Source organism: Micromonospora inyonensis (genome assembly GCF_900091415.1).
Taxonomy (GTDB): Bacteria; Actinomycetota; Actinomycetes; order Mycobacteriales; family Micromonosporaceae; genus Micromonospora; species Micromonospora inyonensis.
On the sequence record NZ_FMHU01000002.1, the window covers coordinates 1,818,348 to 1,844,896 of the forward strand.

The following is a 26,549-nucleotide window of genomic DNA, read 5'->3' on the forward strand; positions in this document are numbered from 1 at the left end:
CCCGCTCCGCCGAGGTGGTAGCAGGGGCCCTTTGTTACCGCTTTTTGCCCTGCAAGGGGCCCCTGCTACCACCTCACCCCCCGGCAGGCGCGCCGACGGAGACCGGGGCGCGGGTGGGCCGCGTCGTTCCGCGTGCTCCCCGGCACGGATGCCGCTGCCCGGACCACGTCCGTGCGCTCGCCCGGCGCGACCGGGCCGCGGCGCGGACGGCGCTCGCCGCCGCGCTGGCCGGCTGCGGCGTCCACGACGACCCGGAACGGGTGACCGCGGCGATCGTCGCAGGCGCCGGGCTGACCCTGAACTGCCATCCCGGCCGGGCTGCCGGTCGATGGCCGGACCGTGGCCGACGCCCTGGCCGAGGGGGGCGGCTACCGCAGCCAGTTCGAGACCGGCATCTCCAACGGCGGGTTGACCGCGTTCCCGGGCGGCGACAGGACCGCTGGGAGGCGGCGCTCTTCGGCGGCGCGTACCCGACGCTCGGCGTGCGGCTCGCCGAGCGGCCGACGTACGGCGGTCTCGACCTGCTCGGGCATCCGGAGGGAGCCTGCCCCCCGGTTCGGCTCCTGCCACCTCAGGTCGCGACCGGCGGCGCTGGCGCGGGCCACCTTCTGCGTCGGTGACGGTCACCCGGGCCCGACCGTGGTCGGTACGGCCGACGTGTTCGAGCCGGTGTTCGCGGCGCTGGTGCGGCCGGGACGTCGAGGCGCTGGTGGCCGACCCGTCCTTCCGGGGCACCACGTGCGGGGCGGCTCTGGGGCTCGCCCCCCGCCGCAGGCGTACTGACCGGTGTGGCCGTCGCCGGCCCCGGTGTCCGGATTCTCGGGGGTGACCCGGCCCGCGCCGTGAGCGCTGGGCGACATATCCGGAATGCCAGACCGGGCAGCCGGGTTGTGTCCCCCGTACCCCCGGATCCAAACCCCCGTCGGGTACGGCAGGACCCCCGTCCGGCACGTCCACCGATCGAAAGGGCAACCATCGTGAAGTCGCACTTCACCCGATGGCTCCCCGCCATCGCGAAGACCACGCACCGCAGGACCGTCCTCAGCGTCGCCGGTGTCGTCGCACTGGGCGGCCTGGCCCTCGCCCCGGCCGCGTACGCCGACCCGCTCACCGGCGAGCCCCACCCGGACGCGGTGGCCGCCATCGACCTGGCCACCGGCAAGGACCGTGTCCCGCAGGACGCGGACGGCCCGGCGAGCACCGGCGGCACCGTCACCCCGACGGAGGACGCCCGGTCCGACACCGCCGAGCCGACCGAGCCGACCGAACCGGCGGAGTCGACCACCACGTCGGCCGAGAAGCCGCACATCGACCGCCTCATCCCGTACGGCGTGCAGGGCGCGCAGTCGCGCATCCCGCTCGACGACGCGCAGCTCGCCAACGCCAGGGCCATCGTCGAGACGGCCAGGGAGACCGGCGTGGGTGAGCGGGGCGCCGTGATCGGCGTGGCCACCGCGCTACAGGAGTCGAAGCTCTACAACCTCGGCCACCTCGGCGCGATCAACGACCACGACTCGCAGGGCCTGTTCCAGCAGCGTCCGTCGAGCGGGTGGGGCACACCCGAGCAGATCACCGACCCCGAGTACGCCTCGACCGCGTTCTTCGAGGCGCTCAAGGGCGTCGGTGGCTGGCGGCAGGCCCCGCTGACCGTGGCCGCGCAGACCGTGCAGGTCTCGGCCTACCCGTTCGCGTACGCGCAGTGGGAGGAGCAGGCCGCGGACATCGTCCAGCAGGTCTGGTGACCTGACCTGACACCCCCGCTCCGGCCGGGCCCCGTCACCCGGGGCCCGGCCGGACGTGTCCTCAGAGCAACGGGCTGTACTCCTGACGCAGCCGCGCCGAACCGGTCGCCACCGACCATCCCGCGACCCAGGCGCTGCCGCTGGTCGGACTGGTCCGCTCGGTCACGTGGTACCAGTCCATCCGGCAGTGCTGCGGGGTCACCTCCAGCACGCCGTAGCCGTGGCCGTCCAGCTCCGTCCAGCGCACGTGCGGATTGGTCGAGCGGATCAGCGACACCCCGAGCGCACTGAGCGAGTTGTTCGGCGGCAGGCCCAGGAAGTCGTTGACGTTGTCGCTGGTGACCGAGGGGACGACGAACTCCGCGGCGGCCGGGCCGGTCAGCGCGGTCGACCGGGTGGTCACCTCGTTCGCCCACGAGAAGTGGATGTCCCCGGTCAGGAACACGACGTCGCGCGTGCCGGTGGCCCGCAGGTGGTCGACCAGCTCGTTGCGGTCGGCGTTGTAGCCGTCCCACTGGTCCGGGTTGAGCGCCGCGCCGTTCTCCGGGATGCCGAGCAGCTCCCGCAGCGGGCCGAGCAGCCAGGCCGGCAGCGCGCCCAGGTTGAGCCGGGCCATCATCACCGGGTTGCCGACCAGCTTCCAGCGGGCCGTCGAACCGGCCAGGCCCGCCTTCAACCAGGCCATCTGCGGGTCCCCGGTGATCGTGCGCGCCGGGTCGTCCACCGCCGTGCCGGAGGTCTGCCGCGACCGGTACGACCGCAGGTCCAGCATGGACAACTCGGCGAGCTGCCCGAACCGCAACCGGCGGCGGATGGCCCCGTCCGTGCCGGCCCGCACCGGCATCCACTCGAAGTACGCCTGCCGGGCGGCGGCCAGCCGCGTCGCGTAGTCCCCCTCCGTGTCGGGGGAGTGGTTCTCCGCCCCGCCGGACCACTGGTCGTTGGCGACCTCGTGGTCGTCCCGAGTGATCACCCAGGGCACCGCGGCGTGCAGTGCCTGGAGGTCCGGGTCGGTCTTGTAGAGGGCGTGCCGGATCCGGTAGTCGGCCAGGGTCAACGTCTCGTGCGGCGGCTGCACCGGGCGGACCACCGTACCGCCCGCGTCGAACTGGCCGGTGCCGTACTCGTACAGGTAGTCGCCGAGGTGGACGACGAGGTGCAGGTCGTCCCGGGCGGCCAGGTGCCGGTACGCCGAGAACCAGCCGGCCTCCCAGTTGGCGCAGGAGACGGCACCGAGGCGCAGCCGGTCCACCGCCGCGTCCACCGGGGGCGCGGTCATCGTCCGGCCGACCGGGGACCAGGTGCCGGCGTAGCCGAAGCGGTACCAGTAGGTCGACGCCGGGGCCAGGCCGGTCACCTCCACCTTGACCGTGTGGTCTCTCCCCGGCCCGCTGGACGTCACTCCCTGGGCCGCCACGGCCCGGAAGTCCGGGTCGGTGGCGACCTGCCAGGACACCGCGACGTCGGGTCCCCGCCCGGAGCCCGGTAGCGCCTCGTCGGTGGGGGTCAGCCGGGTCCAGAGCAGGATGCCGTCGGGAGACGGGTCACCGGAGGCGACCCCGTGCCGGAAGGCGCCGCCGGCCGCGTGGGCGGGAACGGTCGCGGCCAGCACCGCCCCGGCGAGGACGGCGGTACCGGTGGAGGCGCCGGCGACGCGCAGCAGCGTACGACGGTCGAGGGTGTTCGTCATGGTCTATGTCCTACTGGTCACCCCCTCGGCTCCGCTGCCCCTGGAGTCGACGTTCGTCTATTTTCGGGCGGGGCTCCCCTTTGCGTCGTCTGGCAGGACGGCGCGGCGCGGGCGGCCATACGTGATCCCGGGGTCAGCGACGGGTGTCGAACAGGGCGGCGAGGAGGGCCAGGGCGATCACGCCGATGGCGAGCAGCAGCGAGTCCTGGAACGCCACCGACCACTGACCGCCACTGCCCGACAGCGACGAGAAGAAGGCGGCACCCACCGCGGCGATACCGGCCGCCGAGCCGAGCCGCTGCCCCGTCTGGAGCATCCCGGCGGCGCTGCCCGCCTCCCGCACCGGGACCTCGGAGAGGGTGAGGGTCTGGTTCGGCGTGATCACCAGACCGCTGCCCAGGCCGGCGACGAGCAACGGCAGAGCGGTCACCAGGGGTGCCGGGGCATCCGGCGCGAACCGGAGGACGGCCACCACCCCGCCCAGCCCGACGACGACGGTGAACAGTCCGACGGTGACCAGCGGACGTCCGTACCGGTTCACCACCCGGCCGCCGAACGCGGACGCGGCAGCCGATCCGAGCGCGAACGGCGTGATCGCCAGACCGGCCAGCAGCGCGGAGTAGCCCAGCCCGTTCTGGAGGAAGAGCGTGAAGACGAAGAACAACGCGGTGAAGCCGCCGAAGTAGACCAGCGCGATCACCGACCCCAGGGTGTACGACCGCCGCCGGAACAGGTCCAAATCGAACAGCGGCTCCCCGTGGCGGGCGTACCGGCGCTCCCAGAAGCCGAACGCGGCCAGCGTGGCCAGCCCGGCCGCCACGAGCAGCCACCGACCCGCACCGTGCCAGCGCTCCCGCTGTACCAGCGGCAGCAGCACCAGGACGACCCCGCCGCCGAGCAGCAGGACGCCCACCGGATCCAGCCGCCGGCGCCCGGCCGGGCCGCGTCGGGTCGGCGCGGGCAGCAGCCGCCAGCCCAGCACCACCGCGACGACGCCGACCGGGACGTTCACGAAGAAGACCCAACGCCAGCCGTGGTCCTCGCCGCCGACGGCGATGAGCAGCCCGCCCAGCAGCGGGCCGATCGCGGTGGAGATCCCGATCGTCGAGCCGAGCAGCCCGAACGGCCGGCCCCGTTCGGGACCGTGGAACAACTCCTGGATCAGCCCGGTGACCTGCGGATTGACCAGCCCGGCGGCAGCGCCCTGGAACAGCCGGGCGGCGATCAGCCAGCCGGGCGAGGTGGCGAACCCGGCCACGGCGCTGGTCACCGTGAACAGGGCGATGCCGACGACGAAGGCAATCCGCCGGCCCCGGGCGTCCCCGAGCCGTCCCGCCGGCACCAGGACCAGACCGAAGGTCAGCGCGTACCCGGACAGCACCCACTGGAGGTCGCTGGAGCTCGCGCCGAGCGTCCGGTCGATCGACGGGACGGCGACGTTGACGATGCTGACGTCGAGCAGGGTCATGAACACCGCGACCAGCCCGACCGCCAGGGCGTGCCACCGCCGCCGGTTCTCGCCCTGCTCCCGTGCTCCGGACCGGCTCACGCCGGATCCCGCCGACAGTGGACCGCGCACCCCCGGCCGCTACCCGGCACCGTACCGGGCGGACGGACGACCGGTCACGCCATCTGCCGGGCGCACCAGCGCGGACCGAAGTCGAGACCGGCCATCGGCGAGTCCTCCCGGTGCACCAGGTTCTTCTCCGACAGCATCCGCAGCGGCGCGACGATCTCCTCCTCGGTCAGCCCGGACTCCTCGGCGATGACCGCCGGGTACGGCACCTGCCCCCGCGCCTCCAGCGCGTAGACCGCCTGGTAGACCCGTTCCTCCAGATCCGAGAGCGGGACCTGCTGCATGACGTCCTCCTTCGACCGCACGCCCGACGGGCCGTGCACGCACCCGGGGTTACCCCGCACCGGGTCGTTGAAGCCCACCCGTCCGGGCGGTTCCTCCGCGTCCGGTGGGGTGGCGGTGCCCTAGGCTGCCTGACGTGACCGTCTGGGACTGTGCTGTCATCGGGGCCGGCCCGGCCGGGCTCTCCGCCGCGTACGCCGCCGCCCGGGCCGGCGTCCGCACCGTCGTCGTCGAACGGGCCACCCACCCCCGTTACAAGACCTGTGGCGGAGGACTGATCGGCACCTCGGTCGCCGCCGTCGCCGGGCGGATCGAGGTGCCCGCCGACGACCGCGTCGACCGGGTCACCTTCACCCGGGACGGCCGTCGGGAGTTCACCCGCCGGCACTCCGGCCCACTGGTGACGATGGTCCGCCGGGAGGAGTTCGACCTGCGGCTGCGCCAGGCCACCGTCGAGGCGGGGGCCGAGCTGCGGGAACGCGCCACGGTACGCGCCCTCGAACAGGACCCCGACCGGGTACGGGTCCGCCTGGCCGACGGGGAGACCGTCACCGCCCGGGTCGTCATCGGCGCCGACGGCTCCTCCGGGGTCACCGCCCGCCACGTCGGCGTCCGCCACCAGCAGGTCGACCTGGGGCTGGAACTGGAACTGCCGGTGCCGGCCGAGGAACAGACCCGCTGGCGCGGACGGGTCCTGCTGGACTGGGGAGCGATCCCCGGCTCGTACGCCTGGGTCTTCCCGAAGGGGGACCGCCTCACCGTCGGCGTGATCGCCTCCCGCGGCGAGGGCGAGCGGACCCGCGCCTATCTGCGGGCCTTCGTCGACCGGCTGGGCCTGACCAGGCTGGAACCGGCCCACGACTCGGGGCACCTGACCCGCTGCCGCGCCGACGACTCCCCGCTGCGCCGGGGGCGGGTGCTGGTCGCCGGGGACGCCGCCGGCCTGCTGGAACCCTGGAGCCGGGAGGGGATCAGCTACGCGCTGCGCTCCGGCGCGCTGGCCGGCGCGGCGGTCGCCGCCGGTGACCTCGACGGGTACGCCCGTGCGGTGCACGCCGACCTGGTGCCGTCGATGCGCGCCGGCCACCGGCTGCTGGACCTCTTCGCCCGCCGGCCCGACGTGTTCCACGCCCTGCTGGCCACCCCACCGGGATGGCGGATGTTCGTCCGGTTCTGCCAGGGCCGGACCAGCTTCGACGAGACACTGACCCGCGCGCCGGTCCGCGCCGCGCTGGCCCTCCTGGACCGCCTCCCGGCTCGGGTGTGCTGACCGGCGTCCAGGGCCGTCGTCGCACCTCGATTGGCCGGCCTCGTGCCGGCGGCAGAGGGCAGAGGCAGAGGTGACGTGGCGGTGGTGGGAGAGATTGCTCGACAGTTTCGTGAACCACGAGGCACTCCCGGCCGTGAGTCAGGTGGGAGCACGTGGTTCCGGTACGAAGTTCCACGTCGCGCCCGGCTCGCCGATCACCGGGAGTTGTCCGCCGCATGTTCGCCAAGGAGGAATGATGCCCGCACTTGTCATTACCCGTGGCCTGCCCGGCTCTGGTAAGACCACCTACGCCAAGCGGTGGGTGGCCGAGGATCCTGAGCGCCGCTTCCGCGTGAACCGCGACGACCTGCGGGCCATGGGCCATGGCCGTAGGGTCGGTGTGCGGTGGCAGGAGGACGCGGTGACCACCGCGCAGAAAGCGCAGGTGCTCGCGCTGCTGCGCGCGGGCATGAGTGTGATCGCGGACGACACGAACTTGCCGGACGCGTCGGTGGAGCAGTGGCGGCGGCTTGCCGAGCAGGCCGGGGCGCACCTGGTGGCGGTCGACCTGCGGGAGGTGCCGGTGGAAACCTGCATCGCCCGAGATGCGGCCCGTGGTGCCGGCGGTGGCCGGCTGGTGGGTGGAGACGTCATCCGCCGGATAGCCGACGAGGGCCGGTGCCGGGTGCTCGACGCCGGATAGCTGGCAGGGAGCCGGGGGCCGCCCGCGCGGCGGGACACGCCTGCTGTTTCCGGGCGACGCCGCAGGGTAGGGCAGAGCAGGACCCGGCCGGCGAGCGCGAGGAGACGGCAGTGAGCGAGGACCAGTACACCCAGCAGGATCCGACCCAGCAGTACGCGCAGGGTCAGCCTGAGCAGCAGCAGTCCCCGCCGGGCACGACGCGACAGATGCGCCCGAAGCCCGACCACGGCGAGGAGTCGTACCGGGGCAGTGGCCGGCTCGAGGGCAAGCGGGCCCTGATCACCGGCGGTGACTCGGGCATCGGCCGCGCGGTCGCCATCGCCTTCGCCCGCGAGGGTGCCGACGTGCTCATCTCCTACCTCGGCGAGGAGGAGGACGCCGACGCCCGCGACACGGTCCGGCTGATCGAGGAGGCCGGGCGGAGGGGCATCGCCGTACGGGGCGACATCACCGACGAGAGCCACTGCCAGTCGCTGGTCGACCGGGCGGTGCGCGAGCTCGGCGGGCTGGACATCCTGGTGAACAACGCCGCCTACCAGATGGCGCAGGACAAGGGCATCGCCGGCATCAGCAGCGAGCAGTTCGACCGGGTGCTCAAGACGAACCTGTACGCGATGTTCTGGCTCTGCAAGGCCGCCGTCCCGCACCTGCCGGAGGGCGGGACGATCCTCAACACGTCCTCGATCCAGGCGTACCAGCCGTCGCCGCAGCTGCTGGACTATGCCACGACCAAGGCGGGCATCGCCAACTTCACCAAGGCGCTCGCCGAGGACCTCGCCGAGCGGGGGATCCGGGTGAACGCCGTGGCGCCCGGCCCGATCTGGACGCCGCTGATCCCGGCCACCATGCCCGAGAAGAAGGTCGAGTCCTTCGGCGAGGACACCCCGATCGGCCGCGCCGGCCAGCCCGCCGAGCTCGCCCCCGCCTTCGTCTTCTTCGCCTCCCAGGAGTCGAGCTACATCACCGGTGAGGTGCTCGGTGTCACCGGTGGCAAGCCGATCAGCTGACGCCCGACGTCCCGGCGTGCGCCGGGTGGTCGTGCGCACCGCTCAGCGCGGCCACCCGGCGAGGCGTTCCCGGAGCCGGCGGACCTGCTCGGCGTCCAACCCGTACCGGGCGAACCGCCGCTCGGGCAGCCGGTCCAGGTAGCGGCCGGCGGCGGCCACGTCCTCCGGGTCCAACGCCGGGTCGAGCTGCCGGGCCAGCTCCAGCAGCTCCGTCACCGGGTAGTGGTCCAGTGCGGCGGCGACGTCGATGTAGTCGCGTACCTCCCGACGGTTGACCAGCGCCGCTGTCTTGCTCGCCACCAGGTCACGGACGTCCATCACCGGGCCCAGGTCCATCACCACCGGGCTGCGGTACCGGTCGAGGCGGGCCAGGGTCAGCCGGAGCTGCCGTCCGTCCCGGGTCACCACGAAGTCCTTCATGTCCTGGTCGAAGCCGGCGAACAGGTCGGCCAGCTCGCTGTCCGGGTCGGCGTCGGCCACCGCGAAACCGGCCCCCTCCAGCGCGGTGCGGACCTCCACCGCCGCCGCGGCAGCCGCCCCCTCGACGTCGGCGAACAGGTCGACGTCCTCGGTCGGCCGGGTGACCAGGCCGTGCGCCGCCCAGGCGACGCCCCCGCCGAGGACGAACCGGTGCGGACCGGCCGCCGAGAGGGCCACCCTCGCGACCTCGCGGTAGAACTCGTTGAGGTGGGTGGTGCTCACGCGGTACGCAGGCAGCGGTGGCGACTCTCCCACGCCTGCCGGACGCCCCGGGGGAGGTTCAGCAGACGCCAGACCCGCCGCAGTGTCCGGCCGTCGATGAGTTGCCGCAGGTCCTCACAACGGGTGGTCTCCCGCAGGACGTTCTCGTACATCCAGAGCAGGTCGTCCGGGTCGCCGAGGTCGAAGGTACGCTCGGTGTTCCACATCAGTCGTACCGGCAGCTCGACCACGCCGTGCCTCGGGCCGGTCAACTCGGCGAGGGTGCGCGCGACCACTGCCGGGCGTCCCGGACGGGCGAGGAACGCCACGCCGGCCGAGGTGGGGGAGAGGCCCTGCATGGAGTCAGGGTAACCCCCGCGCCGGGTGCCGCGCGGAAACCAGCGGCGGATCGCCCCTGCCCGGGGTGTCCGTCCGCCACCGTCCGTGGTGTCGGTGGGCGATCCCGACGCGCCGACACGCCGCACAAACCGGTTCCGGCCGGGTGGTACGTGCCTGTCGGTGGACTGTGTCCGGTTTCGCCGGCGCCACCGGCGGCTTGCGGCCGGGCGCCGGCCCCCGGAATGCCGGCGGGTGGCGGGTCGTTGTACATGGTTCACCGGCGTGGACGGGCGGTGGTTGAGCTTTCCGCCGGTGGTGAGTCTTTCCCCTTTTCTGTTTTCTGTTCTGGTGTGCGGGTGCCGGGTCGGTGCTCGTGCCCCCTGGCACTGTGTTGTTTCCCCCTGGGTGCCGGGGTGTCGACCCCCCTGATGGGAGTTCCCCCATGAACACGAACACGATGAATCTGTCGATGCTGCGTAAGGGTGTGCTGGGTGTGGCCGGTGTGGCGTTCGCCGCCGGTGTGGTCGCCGGTCCGGTCGCCGCGGTGGCGGTGGAGTCCCCGGCGCGGGCCGCCACTCCGGTGGCGGTGCAGGGCGACAAGCCGGACACCAGCAGGTTGATGCCGCACGGTGTGCGGGGTGAGCAGTCCCGGATTCCCCTGGACGCGGAGCAGACCGGCAACGTGAAGGCGATCATCGCGGCGACGAAGAAGGCCGGCATGGACGAGCGGGCTGCCGTGGTGGCGATCGCCACCAGCCTGCAGGAGTCGAAGTTGGAGAACCTGGGTCATCTGGGTGACCGCAACGACCACGACTCGCAGGGCCTGTTCCAGCAGCGCCCGTCGAGCGGGTGGGGCACGGTCGAGCAGATCACCGACCCGGAGTACGCCACCACCGCGTTCCTGACCGGTCTGAAGCAGGTCGACGGGTGGCGGGACATGCCCCTGACGAAGGCCGCCCAGACCGTGCAGGTGTCGGCGTACCCCGACCACTACGCCCAGTGGGAGACCCAGGCCGCCGACCTCGTCGCCGAACACTGGACCAGCTGACCCACATGCTGACGGGCCGGCACCCCGAACCCGGGGGTGCCGGCCCGCACGTCTCCAGATCCTGCCGCCTATCTTCCTAGGATGCCGTAGGGGTAGTGTCGTCGCCCATACGGAGAAAACCCTCCCGCACCGGGTCGCCGGACCCGCCGGGTTGCCCTAGGGTCGGCAGAGAAGCGTGACGGAGGGAGGTGGCGGTCGGTGGGACTGCGAACCTTCCTGGAAAGCTGGCCGGTGTACCGGCAGCTCACCGGCACCGATCCGCTCGGTCGGGGATCCGCCGCCCAGTCGGCCCGTTCGCGGGCGCTCACCCCGCGTACCGAGACGGCCGACCGGGTGGCCCGGTCGGTGTGTCCGTACTGCGCGGTGGGATGCGGTCAGCGGGTGTTCGTCAAGGACGGGCAGGTGACCCAGATCGAGGGTGACCCGGACAGCCCGATCTCACGGGGACGGTTGTGCCCGAAGGGCTCGGCCAGCAGGTCGCTGGTGACCAGCCCGCTGCGGCAGACCAAGGTCCGGTACCGGCGTCCGTACGGCACCGAGTGGGAGGACCTCGAACTCGACACCGCGTTGGACATGATCGCCGACCGGATCCTCGCCGCGCGTGCCGAGACGTGGGAGGACGTCGACGCCGAGGGGCGCCCGTTGAACCGGACGCTGGGCATCTCCAGCCTGGGCGGGGCGACGCTGGACAACGAGGAGAACTACCTCATCAAGAAGTTGTTCACCGCGATGGGGGCGCTCCAGATCGAGAACCAGGCGCGCATTTGACACTCCGCCACCGTCCCCGGTCTGGGGGCCAGCTTCGGTCGCGGTGGTGCGACCGACTTCCAGCAGGACGTCGCCAACGCTGACGTCATCGTCATCCAGGGCTCGAACATGGCCGAGGCCCACCCGGTGGGTTTCCAGTGGGTGATGGAGGCGAAGCGGCGGGGCGCGCGGGTGTTCCACGTCGATCCCCGGTTCACCCGGACCAGTGCGCTCGCGGACACGTACCTGCCGATCCGGGCGGGGACGGACATCGCGCTGCTCGGCGGGGTGGTCCGGTACATCCTGGAGAACGAGCTGGACTTCCGGGAGTACGTGTTGGCGTACACCAACGCGGCGACGATCGTCAGCGCGGACTTCGTCGACGCCGAGGACGGTGACGGGTTCTTCTCCGGGTTCGATCCGGAGACCGCCAGCTATGTGCAGGACAGCTGGCAGTACGCCGGGCACGAGGGTGACTCGGGTGCCGGGCACACCGGCGTCGAGCGGGACAGTGCGGCGGGGCTCCAGCACGAGGCGCACGGCGCGCGGGTGCACGGTCAGGTCCAGCGGGACGAGACGTTGCGGCACCCGCGCTGCGTTTACCAGATCCTGCGGCGGCACTTCGCGCGGTACACGCCGGAGATGGTGGAGCGGGTCTGCGGTATTCCGCAGAAGAGGTTCCTGGAGTTGGCGCGGGCGTGGACGGAGAACTCGGGTCGGGAGCGGACCGGGTGTCTGATCTATTCGGTGGGGTGGACGCAGCACAGCGTGGGGGTGCAGTACATCCGGACGGGGGCGATCATCCAGTTGTTGCTGGGGAACGTGGGTCGTCCGGGTGGTGGGGTGCTGGCGTTGCGGGGGCACGCGAGTATCCAGGGGTCGACGGACATTCCGACGTTGTTCAATTTGTTGCCGGGTTATCTGCCGATGCCGCGGCACGACGCGCATATGACGTTCGACGACTGGGTGCGGAGCATGGCCCATCCGGGGCAGAAGGGGTTCTGGGGTAACGCGCGGGCGTACGCGGCGAGTTTGTTGAAGGCGTACTGGGGGGACGCGGCGACGCCGGAGAACGACTTCTGTTACGGGTACCTGCCGCGGCTGACCGGTGACCATGGGACGTACCAGCAGGTGTTGAACATGATCGACGGGAAGGTGAAGGGGTACTTCCTGTTGGGTCAGAATCCGGCGGTGGGTTCGGCGCACGGGCGGGCGCAGCGGTTGGGGATGGCGAATCTGGACTGGTTGGTGGTCCGGGATCTGTTCATGATCGAGAGTGCGACGTTCTGGCGGAACGGTCCGGAGGTGGAGACCGGGGAGATCGTGCCGGAGGAGTGCCGGACGGAGGTGTTCTTCCTGCCGGCGGCGTCGCATGTGGAGAAGGAGGGCACGTTCACCCAGACGCAGCGGTTGTTGCAGTGGCGGGAGAAGGCGGTGGATCCGCCGGGTGACTGCCGGTCGGAGTTGTGGTTCTTCTACCACCTGGGGCGGAGGCTGCGGGAGAGGTTGGCCGGCTCGACGTTGCCGCGGGACCGGGCGTTGCTGGATCTGACCTGGGACTATCCGACGCATGGTCCGGATGGGGAGCCGAGTGCGGAGGCGGTGCTGCGGGAGATCAACGGCTTCGAGGTGGGGTCGGGCCGGTTGTTGTCGTCGTTCGCGGAGGCGGCGGATGACGGGTCGACGGCGGTGGGTTGCTGGATCTACAGCGGGGTGTTCGCCGACGGGGTGAACCAGGCGGCGCGGCGGCGGTCGCGGCACGAGCAGGACTGGGTGGCGGCCCAGTGGGGTTGGGCGTGGCCGGCGAATCGGCGGACGTTGTACAACCGGGCTTCTGCGGATCCGGAGGGTCGGCCGTGGAGTGAGCGGAAGCGGTACGTCTGGTGGGATGCGGAGGCGGGGGAGTGGACGGGGTACGACGTGCCGGACTTCGAGCGGACGAAGCCGCCGTCGTATCGGCCGCCGGAGGGTGCGAGTGGTACGGCGGGGATCGCGGGTGATGATCCGTTCGTGATGCAGGGTGACGGTAAGGGGTGGTTGTTCGCGCCGAGTGGGGTGGTGGACGGGCCGTTGCCGACGCATTTCGAGCCGGCGGAGTCGCCGGTGCGGAATGCGTTGTACGGGCAGCAGGCGAATCCGATGCGGAAGGTGTACGGGCATCCGGTGAATTCGGTGAATCCGTCGCCGTCGGAGGCACATGCGGGGGTGTTTCCGTATGTGTTCACGGTGAGCCGGTTGACGGAGCATCACACGGCGGGCGGGATGAGCCGGACGGTGGGGCCGTTGGCGGAGTTGCAGCCGGAGATGTTCGTGGAGGTGTCGCCGGAGTTGGCGGCCGAGCGGGGGCTGGCGCATCTGGGGTGGGCGCATCTGGTGTCGGGGCGGGCGGTGATCGAGGCGCGGGTGTTGGTGACGGATCGGTTGACGCCGTTGCGGGTGGAGGGCCGGGTGGTGCACCAGGTGTGGTTGCCGTATCACTTCGGTTCGGAGGGTCTGGTGACGGGGGATTCGGCGAACGACCTGTTCGGGATCACGTTGGATCCGAATGTGCTGATCCAGGAGAGCAAGGTCGGTACGTGTGACGTGCGGGCGGGGCGGCGGCCGAGGGGTGCGGCGTTGCGGGGCCTGGTGGGGGAGTACCGGCGGCGGGCGGGGTTGGCGTCGGAGGTCGTGGTCGCGGACGGGGAGTGTGATGGTTGACGGGGGCAGCCTGTTCGGGCCGGTGGATCCGGCGTCGGATGCGGGTTGGACGGACGCTCCGCCGCGGATGGGTTTCTTCACCGATACGAGCGTGTGTATCGGGTGCAAGGCGTGTGAGGTGGCCTGCAAGGAGTGGAACGGGGTGCCGGGGTCGGGTCTCGATCTGCTGGGTTTGTCGTATGACAACACGGGGGCGTTGACCGCGAACTCGTGGCGGCATGTGGCGTTCGTGGAGCAGCCACGGCGGGCGGGTCCGGCGGGTGCGGGGGTGGTCGGCGACGGCTCCGGCTCCGTACTGGAGTCGTGCGGCGATTCCGCCGGGTCGGCGGGTGGTGGGCCGCAGTTTCTGGGGATGCCGGGTTCGCAGCCGCCGGGGCGGACCGGCGCGGGTGGGGGTCGGTCGGATTTCCGCTGGTTGATGATGTCGGACGTGTGTAAGCACTGCACTCGTGCGGCGTGTCTGGACGTGTGTCCGACGGGGTCGTTGTTCCGGACGGAGTTCGGGACGGTGGTGGTGCAGGAGGACATCTGCAACGGGTGTGGGTACTGCGTTCCGGCGTGTCCGTACGGGGTGATCGATCAGCGCCGGGGTGACGGTCGGGCGTGGAAGTGCACGTTGTGTTACGACCGGGTGGGTGCGGGGGCGGTACCGGCGTGTGCGCAGGCGTGTCCGACGGAGTCGATCCAGTACGGGCCGGTCACGGAGTTGCGGGAGCGGGCGGCGGCGCGGGTGGCGGTGTTGCACGAGCGGGGGGTGCCGGAGGCGCGGTTGTACGGGCACGACGCGGGCGACGGGGTGGGCGGTGACGGCGCGTTCTTCCTGTTGCTCGACGAGCCGGAGGTGTACGGGTTACCCCCGGACCCGGTGGTGACGACGCGGGATCTGCCGCGGATGTGGCGACGGGCGGGGGTGGCTGCGGTGGCGATGGCGGCGGCGGTGGTGGCGGCGTTCGTGGGGCGTTCGTCGTGACCGGGGTGTCCCGGGGTGGTGGCCGGTCCGGGGGTGGTGTGGAGGGGCGGCCGGTGGGGGCGTTGTTCCGGCGGTTCCGGGAGCGGGTGGTCGACGGGGAGGGGGCGGGTCCGGCACCGGTGGGGGGTCGTCGGGGGCGGCGGGGGCGGCGGGGCGGTGAGGAGGTGGCGGTGCCGCCGGTGGAGTTCACCTCGTACTACGGGCGGCCGATCGTGAAGGCGCCGGTGTGGCGGTGGGATATTCCGGCGTATCTGTTCACCGGGGGGTTGGCGGCGGGGTCGTCGTTGCTGGCGGTGGGGGGTCAGGTGACGGGCCGGCCGGTGTTGCGGCGGGCGGGCCGGCTGGTGGCGTTGGGTGGGGTGGGGGCGAGCGCGTTTTTCCTGGTGCACGATCTGGGTCGGCCGGGGCGGTTCCATCACATGTTGCGGGTGGCGAAGGTGACGTCGCCGATGTCGGTGGGGACGTGGATTCTGGCGGTGTTCGGGCCGGCGGCGGGGGTGGCGGCGGTGGCGGAGGCCGCGTCGTGGTTGCCGTCGCGTGGGGTGTGGCGGTTGGCGCGTGGGGTGTTGCCGCCGGTGGGTCGGGGTGCCGGGTGGGTGGCGGCGGTGACGGCGCCGGTGTTGGCGACGTACACGGGGGTGTTGTTGGCGAACACGGCGGTGCCGTCGTGGCATGAGGCGTATCCGGAGTTGCCGGTGGTTTTCGCGGGGAGCGCGTTGGCCAGTGGCGCGGGGGTGGGGTTGTTGGCGGCGCCGGTGGGTCAGGCGGGTCCGGCGCGGCGGTTGGCGGTGGCGGGTGCGGCGTTGGAGTTGGTGGGCGCGCATCGGGTGGAGACGCGGTTGGGGTTGTTGAGTGAGCCGTACCGGGTGGGGGTGGCGGGTCGGTTGCTGCGGGTGGGGCGGGTGTTGACGGCGGCGGGGGTGGTGGGGGCGTTGCTGGGGCGGCGGTCTCGGGTGGTGTCGGCGGTGTCGGGGGCTGCGCTGGTGGCGGCGTCGGTGGCGACGCGGTTCGGGATCTTCCATGGTGGGGTGGCGTCGGCGCGGGATCCGAGGTACACGGTGGTGCCGCAGCGGGAGCGGTTGGCGCGGCGGGCGGCGGGCCGGTAGGCGACCTTGCCGGGTGGCCGGTGGGGTGTTTGTGGTTTAGTGCGGGTGGAGGCGTTCAGGCGGCTGGTGCCCCTCCCGGTCTTCAAAACCGGTGTGGCCCGGGATCCGGGCCAGGCGGGTTCGATTCCCGTCCGTCTCCGTCAGCGTGTGCGGGGGTCGGGTGGTGGGTGTGGGGGCGGACGATCCGCGGCGGCGGGTGCCGCGTACGGATGTGGTGCTGGCGGATCCTCGGGTGGTCGCGGCGGTCGGGGTGTGGGGCCGGGAGCGGGTCAAGGCGGCGGTGGTTGCCGCGCAGCAGCGGGCCCGGGTCGGTGCGATCGCGCCGGAGGAGGTGCCGGCGGTGGCGGTGGCGTCGTTGCCGGTGGGTGTGCCGCGGCGGGTGGTGAACGCGACCGGGGTGGTGCTGCACACGAATCTGGGTCGGGCGGCGTTGGGTGCGTCGGCGGTGGAGGCGGTGGTGGCCGCGGCGGGGCACACGGACGTGGAGTTGGATCTGCGGACGGGGCGGCGGGCGCGGCGGGGCCGGGACGCGGTGGAGGCGTTGACGGCGGCGGTGCCGGCGGCCGGGGCGGTGCATGTGGTGAACAACGGTGCGGCGGCGTTGGTGTTGGCGGCGACGGCGTTGGCGGCGGGCCGGGAGATCGTGGTCAGCCGGGGTGAGCTGGTGGAGATCGGTGACGGTTTCCGGTTGCCGGATCTGCTGGTGAGTACGGGGGCGCGGTTGCGGGAGGTGGGGACCACCAACCGGACGTCGGTGGCGGACTACGCGGCGGCGGTGGGCCCGGAGACGGGTTTCGTGTTGAAGGTGCATCCGTCGAATTTCGTGGTGTCGGGGTTCACGGCGTCGGTGCCGGTGGCGGAGCTGGTGTCGTTGGGTGCGCCGGTGGTGGTGGACATCGGGTCGGGGTTGTTGGCGCCGGATCCGTTGTTGCCGGCGGAGCCGGACGCGGCGTCCGCGTTGCGGGCGGGGGCGGCGCTGGTGACGGCCAGTGGGGACAAGTTGCTGGGTGGGCCGCAGGCCGGTTTGTTGTGGGGTGCGGTCGAGGTGGTGGAGCGGCTGCGGCGGCATCCGTTGGCGCGGGCGTTGCGGGTGGACAAGTTGACGTTGGCGGCGTTGGCGGCGACGGTGCGGGATCCGGCGACGCCGACGTGGCGGGCGCTGCGGGCGGACGCGGCGTGGCTGCGGGCGCGGGCGGTCCGGTTGCGGGACCGGCTGGTGGCCGACGGGTACCCGGCCGAGGTGACGGGGTGCATGTCGGTGGTTCGGTGGGGGTGGCGCTCCGGGGGTGGAGTTGCCGTCGTGGGCGGTGGTGTTGCCGGAGGGGTTCGCGGAGCCGTTGCGGGTGGGGGATCCGCCGGTGCTGGGTCGGGTGGTGCGGGGCCGGTTGTTGCTGGATCTGCGGTGTGTGCCGGAGTCGGCGGACGAGGTGCTGGGGGCTGCGGTGGCGCGGGTGGCCGGCTGAGATGTTCGTGGTGGCGACGGCCGGTCACGTGGATCACGGCAAGTCGACGTTGGTGCGGGCGTTGACGGGGATGGAGCCGGACCGGTGGGCCGAGGAGCGGCGCCGGGGCATGACGATCGATCTGGGGTTCGCGTGGACGTCGTTGCCGTCGGGGGCGACGGTGGCGTTCGTGGACGTGCCGGGGCATGAGCGGTTCGTGCCGAACATGCTGGCGGGGGTGGGGCCGGTGCCGGCGGCGTTGCTGGTGGTGGCGGCGGACGAGGGGTGGATGCCGCAGTCGGCGGAGCATCTGGCGGTGTTGGACGCGCTGGGGGTGGCGTACGGGTTGGTGGCGGTGACCCGTGCGGATCTGGCGGATCCGGGTGCGGTGGTGGGGCGGGTGCGTGCGGAGGTGGCCGGTACGTCGTTGGGTGCGGTGGAGGTGGTGCCGGTCAGTGCGGTGACCGGGGTGGGGTTGCCGGGGTTGCGGGCGGCGTTGGGCCGGTTGGGGGCGCGGTTGCCGGCGCCGGTGGTGGACGCGCCGGTGCGGTTGTGGGTGGATCGGTGTTTCACGGTGCGGGGTAGCGGCACGGTGGTGACGGGCACGCTCGGGGCGGGGCGGCTGCGGGTCGGTGACGAGTTGGAGGTGTCCGCGGACGGCTCGCGGGTGCGGGTGCGGGGCCTGCACCGGCTGGGTGTGGCGGGGGATGAGGTGTCGGCGGTGTCGCGGGTGGCGGTGAACCTGCGGGGGGTGGCGCGGGAGCGGGTGGCGCGGGGGGACGCGCTGGTGTCGCCGGGTGGGTTCGGTCGGGTCGATGTGGTGGACGTGCGGGTTGTCGGGGAGCCGGTGGCGGGGCTGCCGGGGTCGGTGATGCTGCATGTGGGGTCGGCGGCGGTGCCGGTGCGGGTGCGGCCGTTGGGGCGGGACACGGCGCGGTTGCGGTTGGCCCGGCCGGTGCCGTTGCGGGTGGGGGACCGGGCGGTGTTGCGGGATCCGGGGCGGCGGTCGGTGGCCGGTGGGGTGACGGTGTTGGATGTGGCGCCGCCGCCGTTGGCGCGTCGGGGTGCGGCGGCGGCGCGGGCGCGGGTGTTGGCGGGTCTGGACGGGCGGGCCGATGCGGTGGGGGAGGTGCGGCGGCGGGGGTTGGTGCGGGCGTCGGACTTGGCGCGGATGGGGGTGCCGTCGGCGGTCGCGCCGGTGGTGGGGGACTGGCTGGTGGATCCGGAGCGCTGGGCGGGGTGGGGTGCGCGGCTGGTGGCGGAGGTGTCCCGGTATGCGGGGGAGCATCCGTTGGAGCCGGGGGTGCCGGTGGAGGTGCTGCGGCAGCGGTTGGGGTTGCCGGACCGGTCGTTGGTGGAGGCGCTGGTGCTGGCTCCGCTGCGGGTGCACGGTGGTCGGGTGGGTGTGGGGCCGGTGTCGGGGTTGCCGGAGCCGGTGGTGCGGGCGGTGGACCGGTTGCGGGGGGAGTTGCGGTCGCGGCCGTTCCGGGCGCCGGAGGCGGACCGGCTTGCCGCGTTGGGCCTGGGGCCGCGGGAGGTCGGGGCGGCGGTGCGGGCGGGGGTGCTGCTGCGGTTGGCGGGGAACGTGGTGTTGTTGCCGGGGGCGGTGGAGGAGGCGGTGCGGGTGTTGGCGGGGTTGCCGCAGCCGTTCACGCTCAGTGCGGCCCGGCAGGCGTTGGACACGACCCGTCGGGTGGCGGTGCCGTTGTTGGAGTTGTTGGACAGTCGGGGTGTGACGCGCCGGTGGCCGGGGGACACGCGGTCGGTGGTGGCGCGCTGACCTGACGTCGGGTTGGTCGATTCCGGGGGTGGGCGGCCGGGGCCGGTGGTTACGGTGGGCGCATGGACCCTTCGGCGGTCTGGCGGGACCGGCTGCACCGGTGGCGGATCGAGGCGTATCGGGTTCCTGATCTGCGGTTCGCGATCGTGGCGACGAACGGGCCGACGGAGTCGGCGCCGGTGTGGTTGTTCGGGATGTCGGCGTTGGCGCGCTGGTTGATGACCCATTCGATCGAGTTGGACGACCTGGAGCGGGACTGACGGCTGCGGCGCGGACCGGAGGTTGGCGGGTGGGGGGTCTGCTGGGGCAGGTGGCGCTGGTGGTGGTGCTGGTGCTGGTCAACGCCGCGCTGGCGGGCAGCGAGATGGCGTTGGTGTCGTTGCGGGAGGGCCAGTTGCGGCGGCTGGCGCAGGCCGGTGGGCGGGGTGCCCGCCTGGCGCGGCTGGCCCGGGATCCGAACCGGTACCTGGCGACGATCCAGTTGGGTATCACCCTGGCGGGTTTCCTGGCGTCGGCTGCGGCGGCGGTGTCGTTGGCGCGTCCGCTGGTGGGTCTGTTGGGGTTTCTGGGGCGTGCGGCGGAGCCGGTGGCGGTGGTGGCGGTGACGATGGTGTTGACGTTCGTCACGCTGGTGGTGGGGGAGTTGGCGCCGAAGCGGCTGGCGATGCAGCGGGCGGAGCGGTGGGGGCTGCGGGGTGCGGTGGTGGTGGACGCGGTGGCGTGGGTGGCGCGGCCGGCGGTGTGGTTGTTGAGTGTGGCCACCGACGCGGCGGTGCGGGTGGTGGGTGGGGATCCGCGGGCACGGCGGGAGGAGGTGTCCGAGGAGGAGTTGCGGGAGATGCTGGTCAGCCAGCGTGGCCTGTCGGCGCAGCAGCGGGAGATCCTCACCGGGGCGTTCGACATCGCCGGTCGGACGGTGCGGCAGGTGCTGGTGGCCCGGCGGGATGTGACGGTGCTGCCGGGTTGCCTGTCGCCGGGGGAGGGGATGCGCCGGTTGGCGGAGGCGGGCCGGTCGCGGGCGCCGGTGGTCGGTGGGGGCGGGTTGGACGACGTGGTGGGGGTGGTGCACATCCGGGACCTGGTGGGGGCGGGTGCGTCGACGGTGGCGGGTCGGGCCCGGCCGCCGTTGCTGCTGCCGGGGTCGGTGCCGGTGTCGGAGGCGATGCGCCGGTTGCGGGTGGAGCGGGAGCGGTTGGCGTTGGTGGTCGACGAGTGGGGTGGCGTCGACGGGATCGTCACGATGGAGGACCTGTTGGAGGAGGTCGTCGGGGAGTTGTACGACGAGACGGACCGGGATGTGCGGGCGGTGGTGCGGGAACCGGACGGGGCGTTGCTGCTGCCGGGGGATTTTCCGTTGCACGACCTGCCGGACGTGGGGGTGCCGGTGGGGTTCTCGGTGTCGGGTGAGTACACGACGGTGGCGGGTCTGGTGCTCGCCGGTCTGGGTTACGTGCCCCGGGGGGTGGGGGAGACGGTGTGCCTGCCGGGGTTGACGGTGCAGGTGGTGCGGGTGGTGGATCGGGCGGTGCGGCAGGTGCGGGTGCGGCCGGCACCGGCCGGGTCGTCGGGGTGCCGCGACGGTGGCGGTCCGTCCCGGGCGGCGCCCCGCCGGGGGGCGCCGGTCGCGCCGGAGGACGCTCCGCCGGGTCGCCGCCACCCGGACGGATGACCCCCACCGTTATGTCCTTTCTGTTGGTTTTCGACGGTTTAGTGTCGGTGGGGTGAAGGACCGAGGACTGCGCACGTTCGTCACCGTGCTGACCGGCCTGGTGGTGCTCTACTTCGGCAGTGCGGGCCGGGATCCGGGCGAGGACGGCCGGGTCTCCAACGGGGTGATCGTCCTGGCGTTGGCCGCCGCGCTGCTGGTGTGGAACCTAACCAGGCCGGGCGGCTCCGCGGCCAAGTGAGCCGTCACCGGCCGGCCGCGCCTGCGCCGCCTGCCGGCCCGCGCGGTCACCGGCCGTCGGCGGCCGCCCTCGTCACCTCGGCGGCGGACTCCGCACCGAGGGCCACCCGCACCAGCGCGGAGGTGAGCCGGCCGACGTCGGCCGGGGCGACCAGCGCCGCCAGGTCCCTCGCCGACCCGGGCAGGCCCAGCCGGGCCGCGCCCGCCAGGGCCCGCCGGTCGGCGAAGGGCCGCACGTCCGCCCACACCGTCTGCACCTCCCGCAGGAAGATGTCCGCGCCGGTGGGGCCGATCCCCGGGAACGCGGTGAGCAGCCGCCGTAACCCTGCCGGGTCGCCGGCGGCGGCGTGCAGCCGCCGCAGGTCGCCCCGCCACCGGTCCAGGCACAGCCGCGCCCCGGTGCCGAGCATCGTGGCGGTCCGTTCGTCGTAGCGGCGGTAGTGGCCGCGTCCCAACGCGTCGACCCGGTCCTGCCAGGCGGCGGCCTCCATCCGCTGTGGGGTCCGCAGGCCGGCGGCGAAGAGTTCCCGGGCGGCGGCCACCGCCACCTGCGCCCGGATCCGGGTGCTCAGCAGGGTGGCCAGCACCAGCAACTGGTACAGGGCGGCGGGCTGGTCGCTCAGGCGGATCCCGGCCTGCTCGGCGTAGGTGTGCGGCTGGCGGCGCAGCAGGGTGCGCGCCACCGCGCGTTCGTCGCTCACCGGCGGGATGTACCCCCGGGGCCGCCGATCAGCCCCGCCCGGCGGGGTCGATCCGTCACCCGGCGGGGATCCCCGCCGGCCGCGGTGACCGTGGGCGGGGCGGTCGCATGGGCCCGCCGGGCCCGGGTAACCGGCCGGTGGCGGCACCCCGCCGTGTACCAGCCGACGAGTGAGGAGAACAGCCGTGTCGAACCCACAGCAGCCGGAGTTGCGGCGCAACGCCCGTAACGACGCGGTGCAGGACGCCAAGGGTCCCGGTGCGACCGGGCACCCGCAGGGCGGCCACAGCACCGGCGACCGGGGCCGACCGGTGCCGCGCGGGCAGACCTCACCGTACGGGCCGGCCGGCGAGCCGGTCGCCGACGACGAGAGCGACGCGCGGGGCTAACCCCGGCAGGGCGGCCGCAGCCGGTACCAGGTGGCGGCGGCCGCCGCCCCGTACGCCAGGTGCGGCACGATGTCGGCCAGCCAGTCGGTGCGGCTCCACCGGCGCGGGTCGGTCACGCCCACAGCGGTCATCGTCGCGTCGGACAGCACCATCACGGCCGCGCCGAGCAGCCCCACGGCCAGTGGCGGCGCCAGCAGGCGGCGGTGGGTCGCCACCGCGAACACCGCGCCGACGCCGACGCCCAGCCCGTAGCCGAGCAGCGGCCCGAGGCCGGCGCGGCGGTTGGCGGCCGGCTCACCCGTACCCAGGTCGAGGTGGGCGGTGTCGGCCAGCCGGCCGGCGGTCTCGTCCGGGGTGCTGCTGGCCGGGCGGCCCCGGACCGTCATGTCCAGGTAGCTGACCATGTTCAGCGCGGCACTGCCGACCGCGCCCGCGAGCATTCCGTCGACCGCCACGCCGGTCATCGGGGATCACCCGGTTCCCGCTCGGCCTTCGGGCCGTAGGTGCGGTCGCCGCGTACGACGCCCCGCTGTCCCCGGTCCTCCCGCAGGATCCGGTTGGCGACGTCGTTGGCCTCGTCGTCGGCGGCCCGCCCCGAGTTCTCGACCAGCTTGCGCAGTCGGGCCCGTTCCTTGTCGTACGCGTTGCTGCCCGGTCGTGGTCCCGGCATGTCTGCCGCCTCCCTGTGCGTCGTCGTGGCCGTTGGCGTACGCCGTGTACCCGCCGCGCCCCCGGCCATGCCGTCGGGGCGCGGCGGCGGACTGGCGGCGGCTGTCCGGTCACGCACGGCCGGCGCGGCCGGGAGGGGTCAGTGCGGGCCCCGGACCACGGCCACCGGGCAGTCGCTGTGGTGCAGCACCGCCTGGCTCACCGAGCCGAGCAGCAGGCCGGTCAGTTCACCCCGGCCCCGCGCGCCGACCACCAGCAGCTGCGCCCGGCGGGACGCCTCGGTCAGCGCCGCACCGGGTTTGGCATGGACCACCTGCCCGGTCACCGGCACCTGCGGGTACCGGTCGGCCAGCCCGGCCAGGGACTCGGCGAGCAGCCGCTCCTCCTCACCGCGCAGGGCCCCCTCCTGGTGCACGAGGGGTTGCATGTCGCCGGGCCCGGTGGACGCCGGATGCCGGTAGGCGTGCACGGCCAGCAACCCGGTGTCCCGCCACGCCGCCTGCTCGGCGGCGACCTGCACGGCCAGCCGGGACAGGTCGGAGCCGTCCACCCCGACGACCACCGGGCCGGTCGTCCGGTCGGTGCCCCGGGCCACCAGCACCGGGCAGTCGGCGTACGCGGCGACCTGGATCGCCACCGACCCGACCAGCAGCGAGGTGAACCCGCCCAGGCCCCGGTCGCCGACGACGACCGAGGAGGCGGTGAGGGACTCGCCCAGCAGCACCGCGGCGGCACCACCGTCGATGATCTCCCCGGTGACGGGCAGGTCCGCCACGGCGGCGCGGGCCTCGTCGACGGCCTCGTCGACGATCCGGTGGGCCTGCTGCCGCAGTCCACTGCCCGGTGGCCCGCCGGCCGGTGGGGCGCCGCTGACGTGCAGCAGCGGCCAGATGTACGCGTGCACCACGCGCAGGGGCCGCTGCCGCCGGTCGGCCTCCACGGCGGCCAGGCGCACCGCGCGCAACGCCTGCGCAGAGCCGTCCACCCCGACCACCACCGCCGCGCCGTCCGCCGAGTTCACCGCCTGGCCCCTTCCGCGCGTCGTCGGTCCCACCTGCCCGGCCCAGTATCGCGGCCGGGGCCGCCGTGCCGTGGCGATACCGGTCAGGACACCGGTCGGTACGCTGTCGGCGATCACCGTGGAGGGGACGAGACGATGGCCGAGCCGACCGCACCGAGCACCGCCAGGATGATCGACTTCTGGCTCGGCGGGAGCGACCACTTCCCGGTCGACGTGGCCGCCGCGCACGCCTTCGAGCAGGCGTACGGGCCGTGCACGCCGGTGTTCCGGTCGTTGCGGGCGTTCCTCGGCCGGGCGGTGCGGCACATCGCCGACGCCGGCGTGGACTCCTTCCTGGTCTTCGGCGCGGGCGTGCCGACGTGCGGCAACGTCCACGAGGTGGTGCCGGAGGCGACCGTCCTCTACACCGACGTGGACCCGGTGGCCGTCGAGATCGGCCAGCGGATTCTCGCCGGCCACGACCGGGTGGGTTACGGCTTCGCCGACGCCACCGCGGTCGACGGCATCGACCCGGCGCTGCGGCGGCGGTTCCTGCCCGGCTGGGGCGACCGGCCGGTGGGGCTGGTCTTCCTCGGGCTGGCCGCGTTCCTCGACGACGACACCCTGGCCCGCACCCTCGACGACCTGTACGAGGCGGTGGCGCCGGGCAGCCGGCTCGCCGTCGACTTCGACACCGAGGAGCTCGCCGGGTATCCGCAGGCCCTGGCGATGATGGGTCCGGCGTTCCGGATGCGACCGCCGGAGTCGTTCGCCCGGCTGCTGGGGCGCTGGCAGCCGACCGCCGACGGGATCGTGCCGGTGGCCCGGTGGCGTCCCGACGGCACCGGGGAGGCGGTGCCGGACGCGTTCTACGGGGCGGTGGCGGTCAAACCCGCCGGGTGACGACCGCGGGCGAGGCGCCCGCGGCGTGCTCCGTATGCTTGCTTGCCATAGAGCAACAGTTTTCGGAGGAATCCATGCCGCAGGCGCCCGCATCGGTGTCGCGCGCGTTACGCCAGGCTTCACCCGACCGGTTGGTGGAGGTCGCCGACCGGGTCATCCGCTCGTCGACCGGCGCCCTGCGAACGGACGTCTTCATCGCCGACTACCGCATCACCGGCCTGTGGCCGGTGCTCGACCCGACGCTGCCCGACGCCGGATCACTGCTCGACAGGGGCGGCGCCCAGCGGTGTTTCCGCAGTCAGCAGCCGGTGCTCGACGACGCCGGGAACGGGCGCTGCCAGCTGTGGCTGCCGCTGACGGCGTGGGGTGAGCGGCTCGGGGTGCTGCTGGTGGAGGTGGCCGGGCACCCGGACCGTGACCTGCTCGGCTGGGTCGGGGAGGTCGCCGGGGACCTGGCGGTGGCGCTGCGCGCCGCCGACCGGGAGACCGACCGGTACCGCCGGGCGCGGCGACGGGAGCGGCTGACCCTGGCCGCCGAGATGCAGTGGGACCTGCTACCCGGGCGCAGCCTCAGCCACACCGCGTTCCTCCTGGCCGGGCAGCTCGAACCGGCGTACTCCGTCGGCGGCGACCACTTCGACTGGTCGTTGGACGCCGACCGGTTGACCGTGACGGTGCTCAACGGCACGGGCAGCGGCCTGCCGGCCGCGCTGCTGACGTCGATCACCGTCAACGCGATGCGTAACGCCCGCCGTTCCGGCGGTAGCCTGGTGGAGCAGGCCGAGCTGGCCTCCGACACGATCTTCTACCAGCATCGGGGCGGCCGGCACGTGGCCACCCTGCTGCTGGAGGTGGACGTGCCCTCCGGGCGGGTACGGGCCGTCGACGCCGGGTCGCCGCACCTGCTGCGGGCCCGGGCCGGCGCGGTGCAGCGGATCCCGCTGGACCAGCAGATGCCGCTGGGCATGTTCCCCGACACCCGCTACGAGGTGCAGGAGTTCGACCTGGAACCGGGGGACCGGCTGTTCGCGGTCAGCGACGGGGTCTACGCGGCCGACCCGACCGGCACCGAGTCGTACGGGCGGCGGGCGATGGCGCGGGCCATGCGATCGACACGGCTGCAACCGGCGGCCGAGGCGGTTGGTACGGTGATGCGCGAACTGCACGCCTACCACGCTGACGCCGATCTGCGCGATGATGCGGTGGTCGTGTGCCTCGACTGGCGGGGAATACCGCGCCGGGACGGGCGGGAGCAGTAGCCGTACGTCCGGGGACGACCCGGTCGGGACAATCGCAGGGGACATCGGGTGGAGCGACCTCCGAATCTGGCCGCGGCGGTCGAGGCTGCGGCCGGGGCTCTCGTCGGTGTGCTGGAGTCGGCCGCGTCCCGGCACAGTGTGTCGGTGCCACCGACCCAGCTCCGTGTGCTGTCCATCATCACCGAACGGCCGGGCACCAACGTCAACCGGTTGGCCGAGCTGCTGGACGTCGTACCGTCGTCGGCGAGTCGGCTCTGCGACCGGCTGGAGGCGACCGGGCTGGTGCGTCGGGCGGCCGACCCCCGGGACCGCCGTGAGGTCCACCTGGTGCCCACCGCCGCGGCGGAGAACCTGCTGCGGGAGATCAAGGAGCGCCGGCACCGGGCGGTGCAGGCGGTGCTGGACCGGATGCCGAACCGGGCGCAGCACGAGCTGCTGCTGGCCCTGCTGGCGTTCGGGCACGCCGCGGCCCTCGGCGAGCCGGTCCCCGCGCAGCGTGACAAGGCCGCCCGTACGGCCTGAGGCGGCACCGGGCCACCCTGTCATCCTAGGACGGTCTACGGGGTGTGCCGTCTGCCCCGCCCGGTGGGTACCGACCACACCCCGCTCCAACGACCGGTGCCACAGCCAGGAGACGGGGGCCGGCTATAGTGGCACCGCG

Annotated in this window: 24 protein-coding genes, 1 tRNA gene and 4 pseudogenes; 20 read left to right on the forward strand and 9 right to left on the reverse strand. The window is 73.3% G+C overall.

All coding sequences use genetic code 11. The features are described 5' to 3' along the window. Positions 1–260: 260 nt before the first annotated feature. The 3 genes and pseudogenes from GA0074694_RS34305 to GA0074694_RS22495 form a co-directional block, all read left to right on the forward strand. Positions 261–491: pseudogene (locus GA0074694_RS34305) on the forward strand (hypothetical protein); the annotation flags it as partial. Beyond that, positions 388–783: pseudogene (locus GA0074694_RS34310) on the forward strand (DUF3626 domain-containing protein); the annotation flags it as partial. The pseudogenes GA0074694_RS34305 and GA0074694_RS34310, both read left to right, overlap by 104 nt. A 194-nt stretch (positions 784–977) precedes the next feature. Further along, on the forward strand, positions 978–1,742 hold the full coding sequence (locus tag GA0074694_RS22495; RefSeq protein ID WP_091461552.1) for a hypothetical protein: 765 nt from the start codon (positions 978–980) through the stop codon (positions 1,740–1,742). A 61-nt stretch (positions 1,743–1,803) separates the two neighbouring features. On the opposite strand, the gene GA0074694_RS22500 is transcribed toward GA0074694_RS22495, so the two are convergent. The 3 genes from GA0074694_RS22500 to GA0074694_RS22510 all read right to left on the reverse strand — a co-directional run bounded on the left by GA0074694_RS22500 (position 1,804) and on the right by GA0074694_RS22510 (position 5,292). After that, complete coding sequence (locus tag GA0074694_RS22500; protein ID WP_091461554.1) at positions 1,804–3,432, reverse strand: alkaline phosphatase D family protein; 1,629 nt, start codon at positions 3,430–3,432, stop codon at positions 1,804–1,806. Between the two features lie 133 nt (positions 3,433–3,565). Continuing rightward, on the reverse strand, positions 3,566–4,981 hold the full coding sequence (locus tag GA0074694_RS22505) for an MFS transporter (RefSeq protein WP_281190215.1): 1,416 nt from the start codon (positions 4,979–4,981) through the stop codon (positions 3,566–3,568). A 74-nt stretch (positions 4,982–5,055) separates the two neighbouring features. Then, positions 5,056–5,292: a hypothetical protein gene (locus GA0074694_RS22510; protein ID WP_091463698.1), complete on the reverse strand. Its 237-nt coding sequence runs from the start codon at positions 5,290–5,292 to the stop codon at positions 5,056–5,058. A 134-nt stretch (positions 5,293–5,426) separates the two neighbouring features. On the opposite strand from GA0074694_RS22510, the gene GA0074694_RS22515 reads away from it, so the two are divergent. The 3 genes from GA0074694_RS22515 to GA0074694_RS22525 all read left to right on the forward strand — a co-directional run bounded on the left by GA0074694_RS22515 (position 5,427) and on the right by GA0074694_RS22525 (position 8,249). Then, entirely contained in the window at positions 5,427–6,560 is a 1,134-nt protein-coding gene (locus GA0074694_RS22515) for a geranylgeranyl reductase family protein (RefSeq protein ID WP_091461556.1), read from the forward strand. 235 nt (positions 6,561–6,795) lie between these two features. Next, a complete protein-coding gene (locus tag GA0074694_RS22520) occupies positions 6,796–7,242 on the forward strand; it encodes an AAA family ATPase (RefSeq protein ID WP_176738077.1) in 447 nt (148 codons plus the stop codon). A 110-nt stretch (positions 7,243–7,352) separates the two neighbouring features. Then, positions 7,353–8,249 (forward strand): SDR family oxidoreductase, encoded by an 897-nt coding sequence (locus GA0074694_RS22525; RefSeq protein ID WP_091461561.1) that lies wholly within the window; start codon positions 7,353–7,355, stop codon positions 8,247–8,249. A gap of 42 nt (positions 8,250–8,291) precedes the next feature. On the opposite strand, the gene GA0074694_RS22530 is transcribed toward GA0074694_RS22525, so the two are convergent. Both GA0074694_RS22530 and GA0074694_RS22535 read right to left on the reverse strand, forming a co-directional pair. Continuing rightward, positions 8,292–8,951 carry a nucleotidyl transferase AbiEii/AbiGii toxin family protein gene (locus GA0074694_RS22530; RefSeq protein ID WP_245714853.1) on the reverse strand — a complete coding sequence of 220 codons (660 nt, stop codon included), beginning with the start codon at positions 8,949–8,951 and terminating at the stop codon, positions 8,292–8,294. Then, positions 8,948–9,289 (reverse strand): hypothetical protein, encoded by a 342-nt coding sequence (locus tag GA0074694_RS22535; RefSeq protein ID WP_091461566.1) that lies wholly within the window; start codon positions 9,287–9,289, stop codon positions 8,948–8,950. The genes GA0074694_RS22530 and GA0074694_RS22535 overlap by 4 nt, the downstream gene beginning before the upstream one ends. Before the next feature lie 437 nt (positions 9,290–9,726). Between GA0074694_RS22535 and GA0074694_RS22540 the strand changes: the two genes are divergently transcribed. From GA0074694_RS22540 to GA0074694_RS22585, 10 genes and pseudogenes are all read left to right on the forward strand, one after another. Continuing rightward, on the forward strand, positions 9,727–10,317 hold the full coding sequence (locus GA0074694_RS22540; RefSeq protein WP_091463700.1) for a hypothetical protein: 591 nt from the start codon (positions 9,727–9,729) through the stop codon (positions 10,315–10,317). Positions 10,318–10,515: 198 nt separating this feature from the next. Further along, positions 10,516–13,731 (forward strand): annotated as a pseudogene (gene fdh / locus GA0074694_RS22550) (formate dehydrogenase); the annotation flags it as partial. A gap of 25 nt (positions 13,732–13,756) precedes the next feature. Beyond that, a complete protein-coding gene (locus GA0074694_RS22555) occupies positions 13,757–14,734 on the forward strand; it encodes a 4Fe-4S dicluster domain-containing protein (protein ID WP_091463706.1) in 978 nt (325 codons plus the stop codon). Further along, positions 14,731–15,840: an NrfD/PsrC family molybdoenzyme membrane anchor subunit gene (gene nrfD / locus GA0074694_RS22560; RefSeq protein ID WP_245714854.1), complete on the forward strand. Its 1,110-nt coding sequence runs from the start codon at positions 14,731–14,733 to the stop codon at positions 15,838–15,840. The genes GA0074694_RS22555 and nrfD overlap by 4 nt, the downstream gene beginning before the upstream one ends. 47 nt (positions 15,841–15,887) lie before the next feature. Then, a tRNA-Sec gene (locus tag GA0074694_RS31920) sits at positions 15,888–15,980 on the forward strand. A gap of 23 nt (positions 15,981–16,003) precedes the next feature. Further along, a pseudogene (gene selA, locus GA0074694_RS22565) lies at positions 16,004–17,303 on the forward strand (L-seryl-tRNA(Sec) selenium transferase). A 1-nt stretch (position 17,304) separates the two neighbouring features. Beyond that, a complete protein-coding gene (gene selB, locus GA0074694_RS22570) occupies positions 17,305–19,062 on the forward strand; it encodes a selenocysteine-specific translation elongation factor (protein ID WP_091461574.1) in 1,758 nt (585 codons plus the stop codon). 62 nt (positions 19,063–19,124) lie between these two features. Next, positions 19,125–19,322, forward strand: coding sequence for a hypothetical protein (locus GA0074694_RS22575; protein ID WP_091461577.1), 198 nt, complete (start codon positions 19,125–19,127; stop codon positions 19,320–19,322). Between the two features lie 29 nt (positions 19,323–19,351). Then, complete coding sequence (locus tag GA0074694_RS22580; RefSeq protein ID WP_176738079.1) at positions 19,352–20,731, forward strand: hemolysin family protein; 1,380 nt, start codon at positions 19,352–19,354, stop codon at positions 20,729–20,731. 52 nt (positions 20,732–20,783) lie between these two features. After that, positions 20,784–20,969: a hypothetical protein gene (locus tag GA0074694_RS22585; protein ID WP_091461580.1), complete on the forward strand. Its 186-nt coding sequence runs from the start codon at positions 20,784–20,786 to the stop codon at positions 20,967–20,969. A gap of 46 nt (positions 20,970–21,015) precedes the next feature. Here the strand turns inward: GA0074694_RS22585 and GA0074694_RS22590 are convergent, their stop codons facing one another. Then, positions 21,016–21,669, reverse strand: coding sequence for a hypothetical protein (locus tag GA0074694_RS22590; protein WP_091461582.1), 654 nt, complete (start codon positions 21,667–21,669; stop codon positions 21,016–21,018). Between the two features lie 184 nt (positions 21,670–21,853). On the opposite strand from GA0074694_RS22590, the gene GA0074694_RS22595 reads away from it, so the two are divergent. After that, on the forward strand, positions 21,854–22,057 hold the full coding sequence (locus tag GA0074694_RS22595) for a hypothetical protein (RefSeq protein ID WP_091461584.1): 204 nt from the start codon (positions 21,854–21,856) through the stop codon (positions 22,055–22,057). On the opposite strand, the gene GA0074694_RS22600 is transcribed toward GA0074694_RS22595, so the two are convergent. The 3 genes from GA0074694_RS22600 to GA0074694_RS22610 form a co-directional block, all read right to left on the reverse strand. Beyond that, complete coding sequence (locus tag GA0074694_RS22600) at positions 22,054–22,521, reverse strand: hypothetical protein (protein WP_091461587.1); 468 nt, start codon at positions 22,519–22,521, stop codon at positions 22,054–22,056. The two genes, GA0074694_RS22595 and GA0074694_RS22600, sit on opposite strands and share 4 nt — an antisense overlap. Then, positions 22,518–22,727, reverse strand: a complete 210-nt coding sequence (locus tag GA0074694_RS22605) for a phosphatidylethanolamine-binding protein (RefSeq protein WP_091461589.1) — start codon at positions 22,725–22,727, stop codon at positions 22,518–22,520. Before GA0074694_RS22605 ends, GA0074694_RS22600 begins: the two co-directional genes overlap by 4 nt. A gap of 138 nt (positions 22,728–22,865) precedes the next feature. Beyond that, positions 22,866–23,747, reverse strand: coding sequence for a universal stress protein (locus GA0074694_RS22610; RefSeq protein ID WP_091463717.1), 882 nt, complete (start codon positions 23,745–23,747; stop codon positions 22,866–22,868). A gap of 135 nt (positions 23,748–23,882) precedes the next feature. On the opposite strand from GA0074694_RS22610, the gene GA0074694_RS22615 reads away from it, so the two are divergent. From GA0074694_RS22615 to GA0074694_RS22625, 3 genes are all read left to right on the forward strand, one after another. Further along, entirely contained in the window at positions 23,883–24,629 is a 747-nt protein-coding gene (locus GA0074694_RS22615; protein ID WP_091461592.1) for an SAM-dependent methyltransferase, read from the forward strand. A 74-nt stretch (positions 24,630–24,703) separates the two neighbouring features. Then, positions 24,704–25,888, forward strand: a complete 1,185-nt coding sequence (locus GA0074694_RS22620) for a PP2C family protein-serine/threonine phosphatase (RefSeq protein WP_091461594.1) — start codon at positions 24,704–24,706, stop codon at positions 25,886–25,888. A 48-nt stretch (positions 25,889–25,936) separates the two neighbouring features. Next, complete coding sequence (locus GA0074694_RS22625; RefSeq protein ID WP_091461596.1) at positions 25,937–26,410, forward strand: MarR family transcriptional regulator; 474 nt, start codon at positions 25,937–25,939, stop codon at positions 26,408–26,410. Positions 26,411–26,549: the final 139 nt, after the last annotated feature.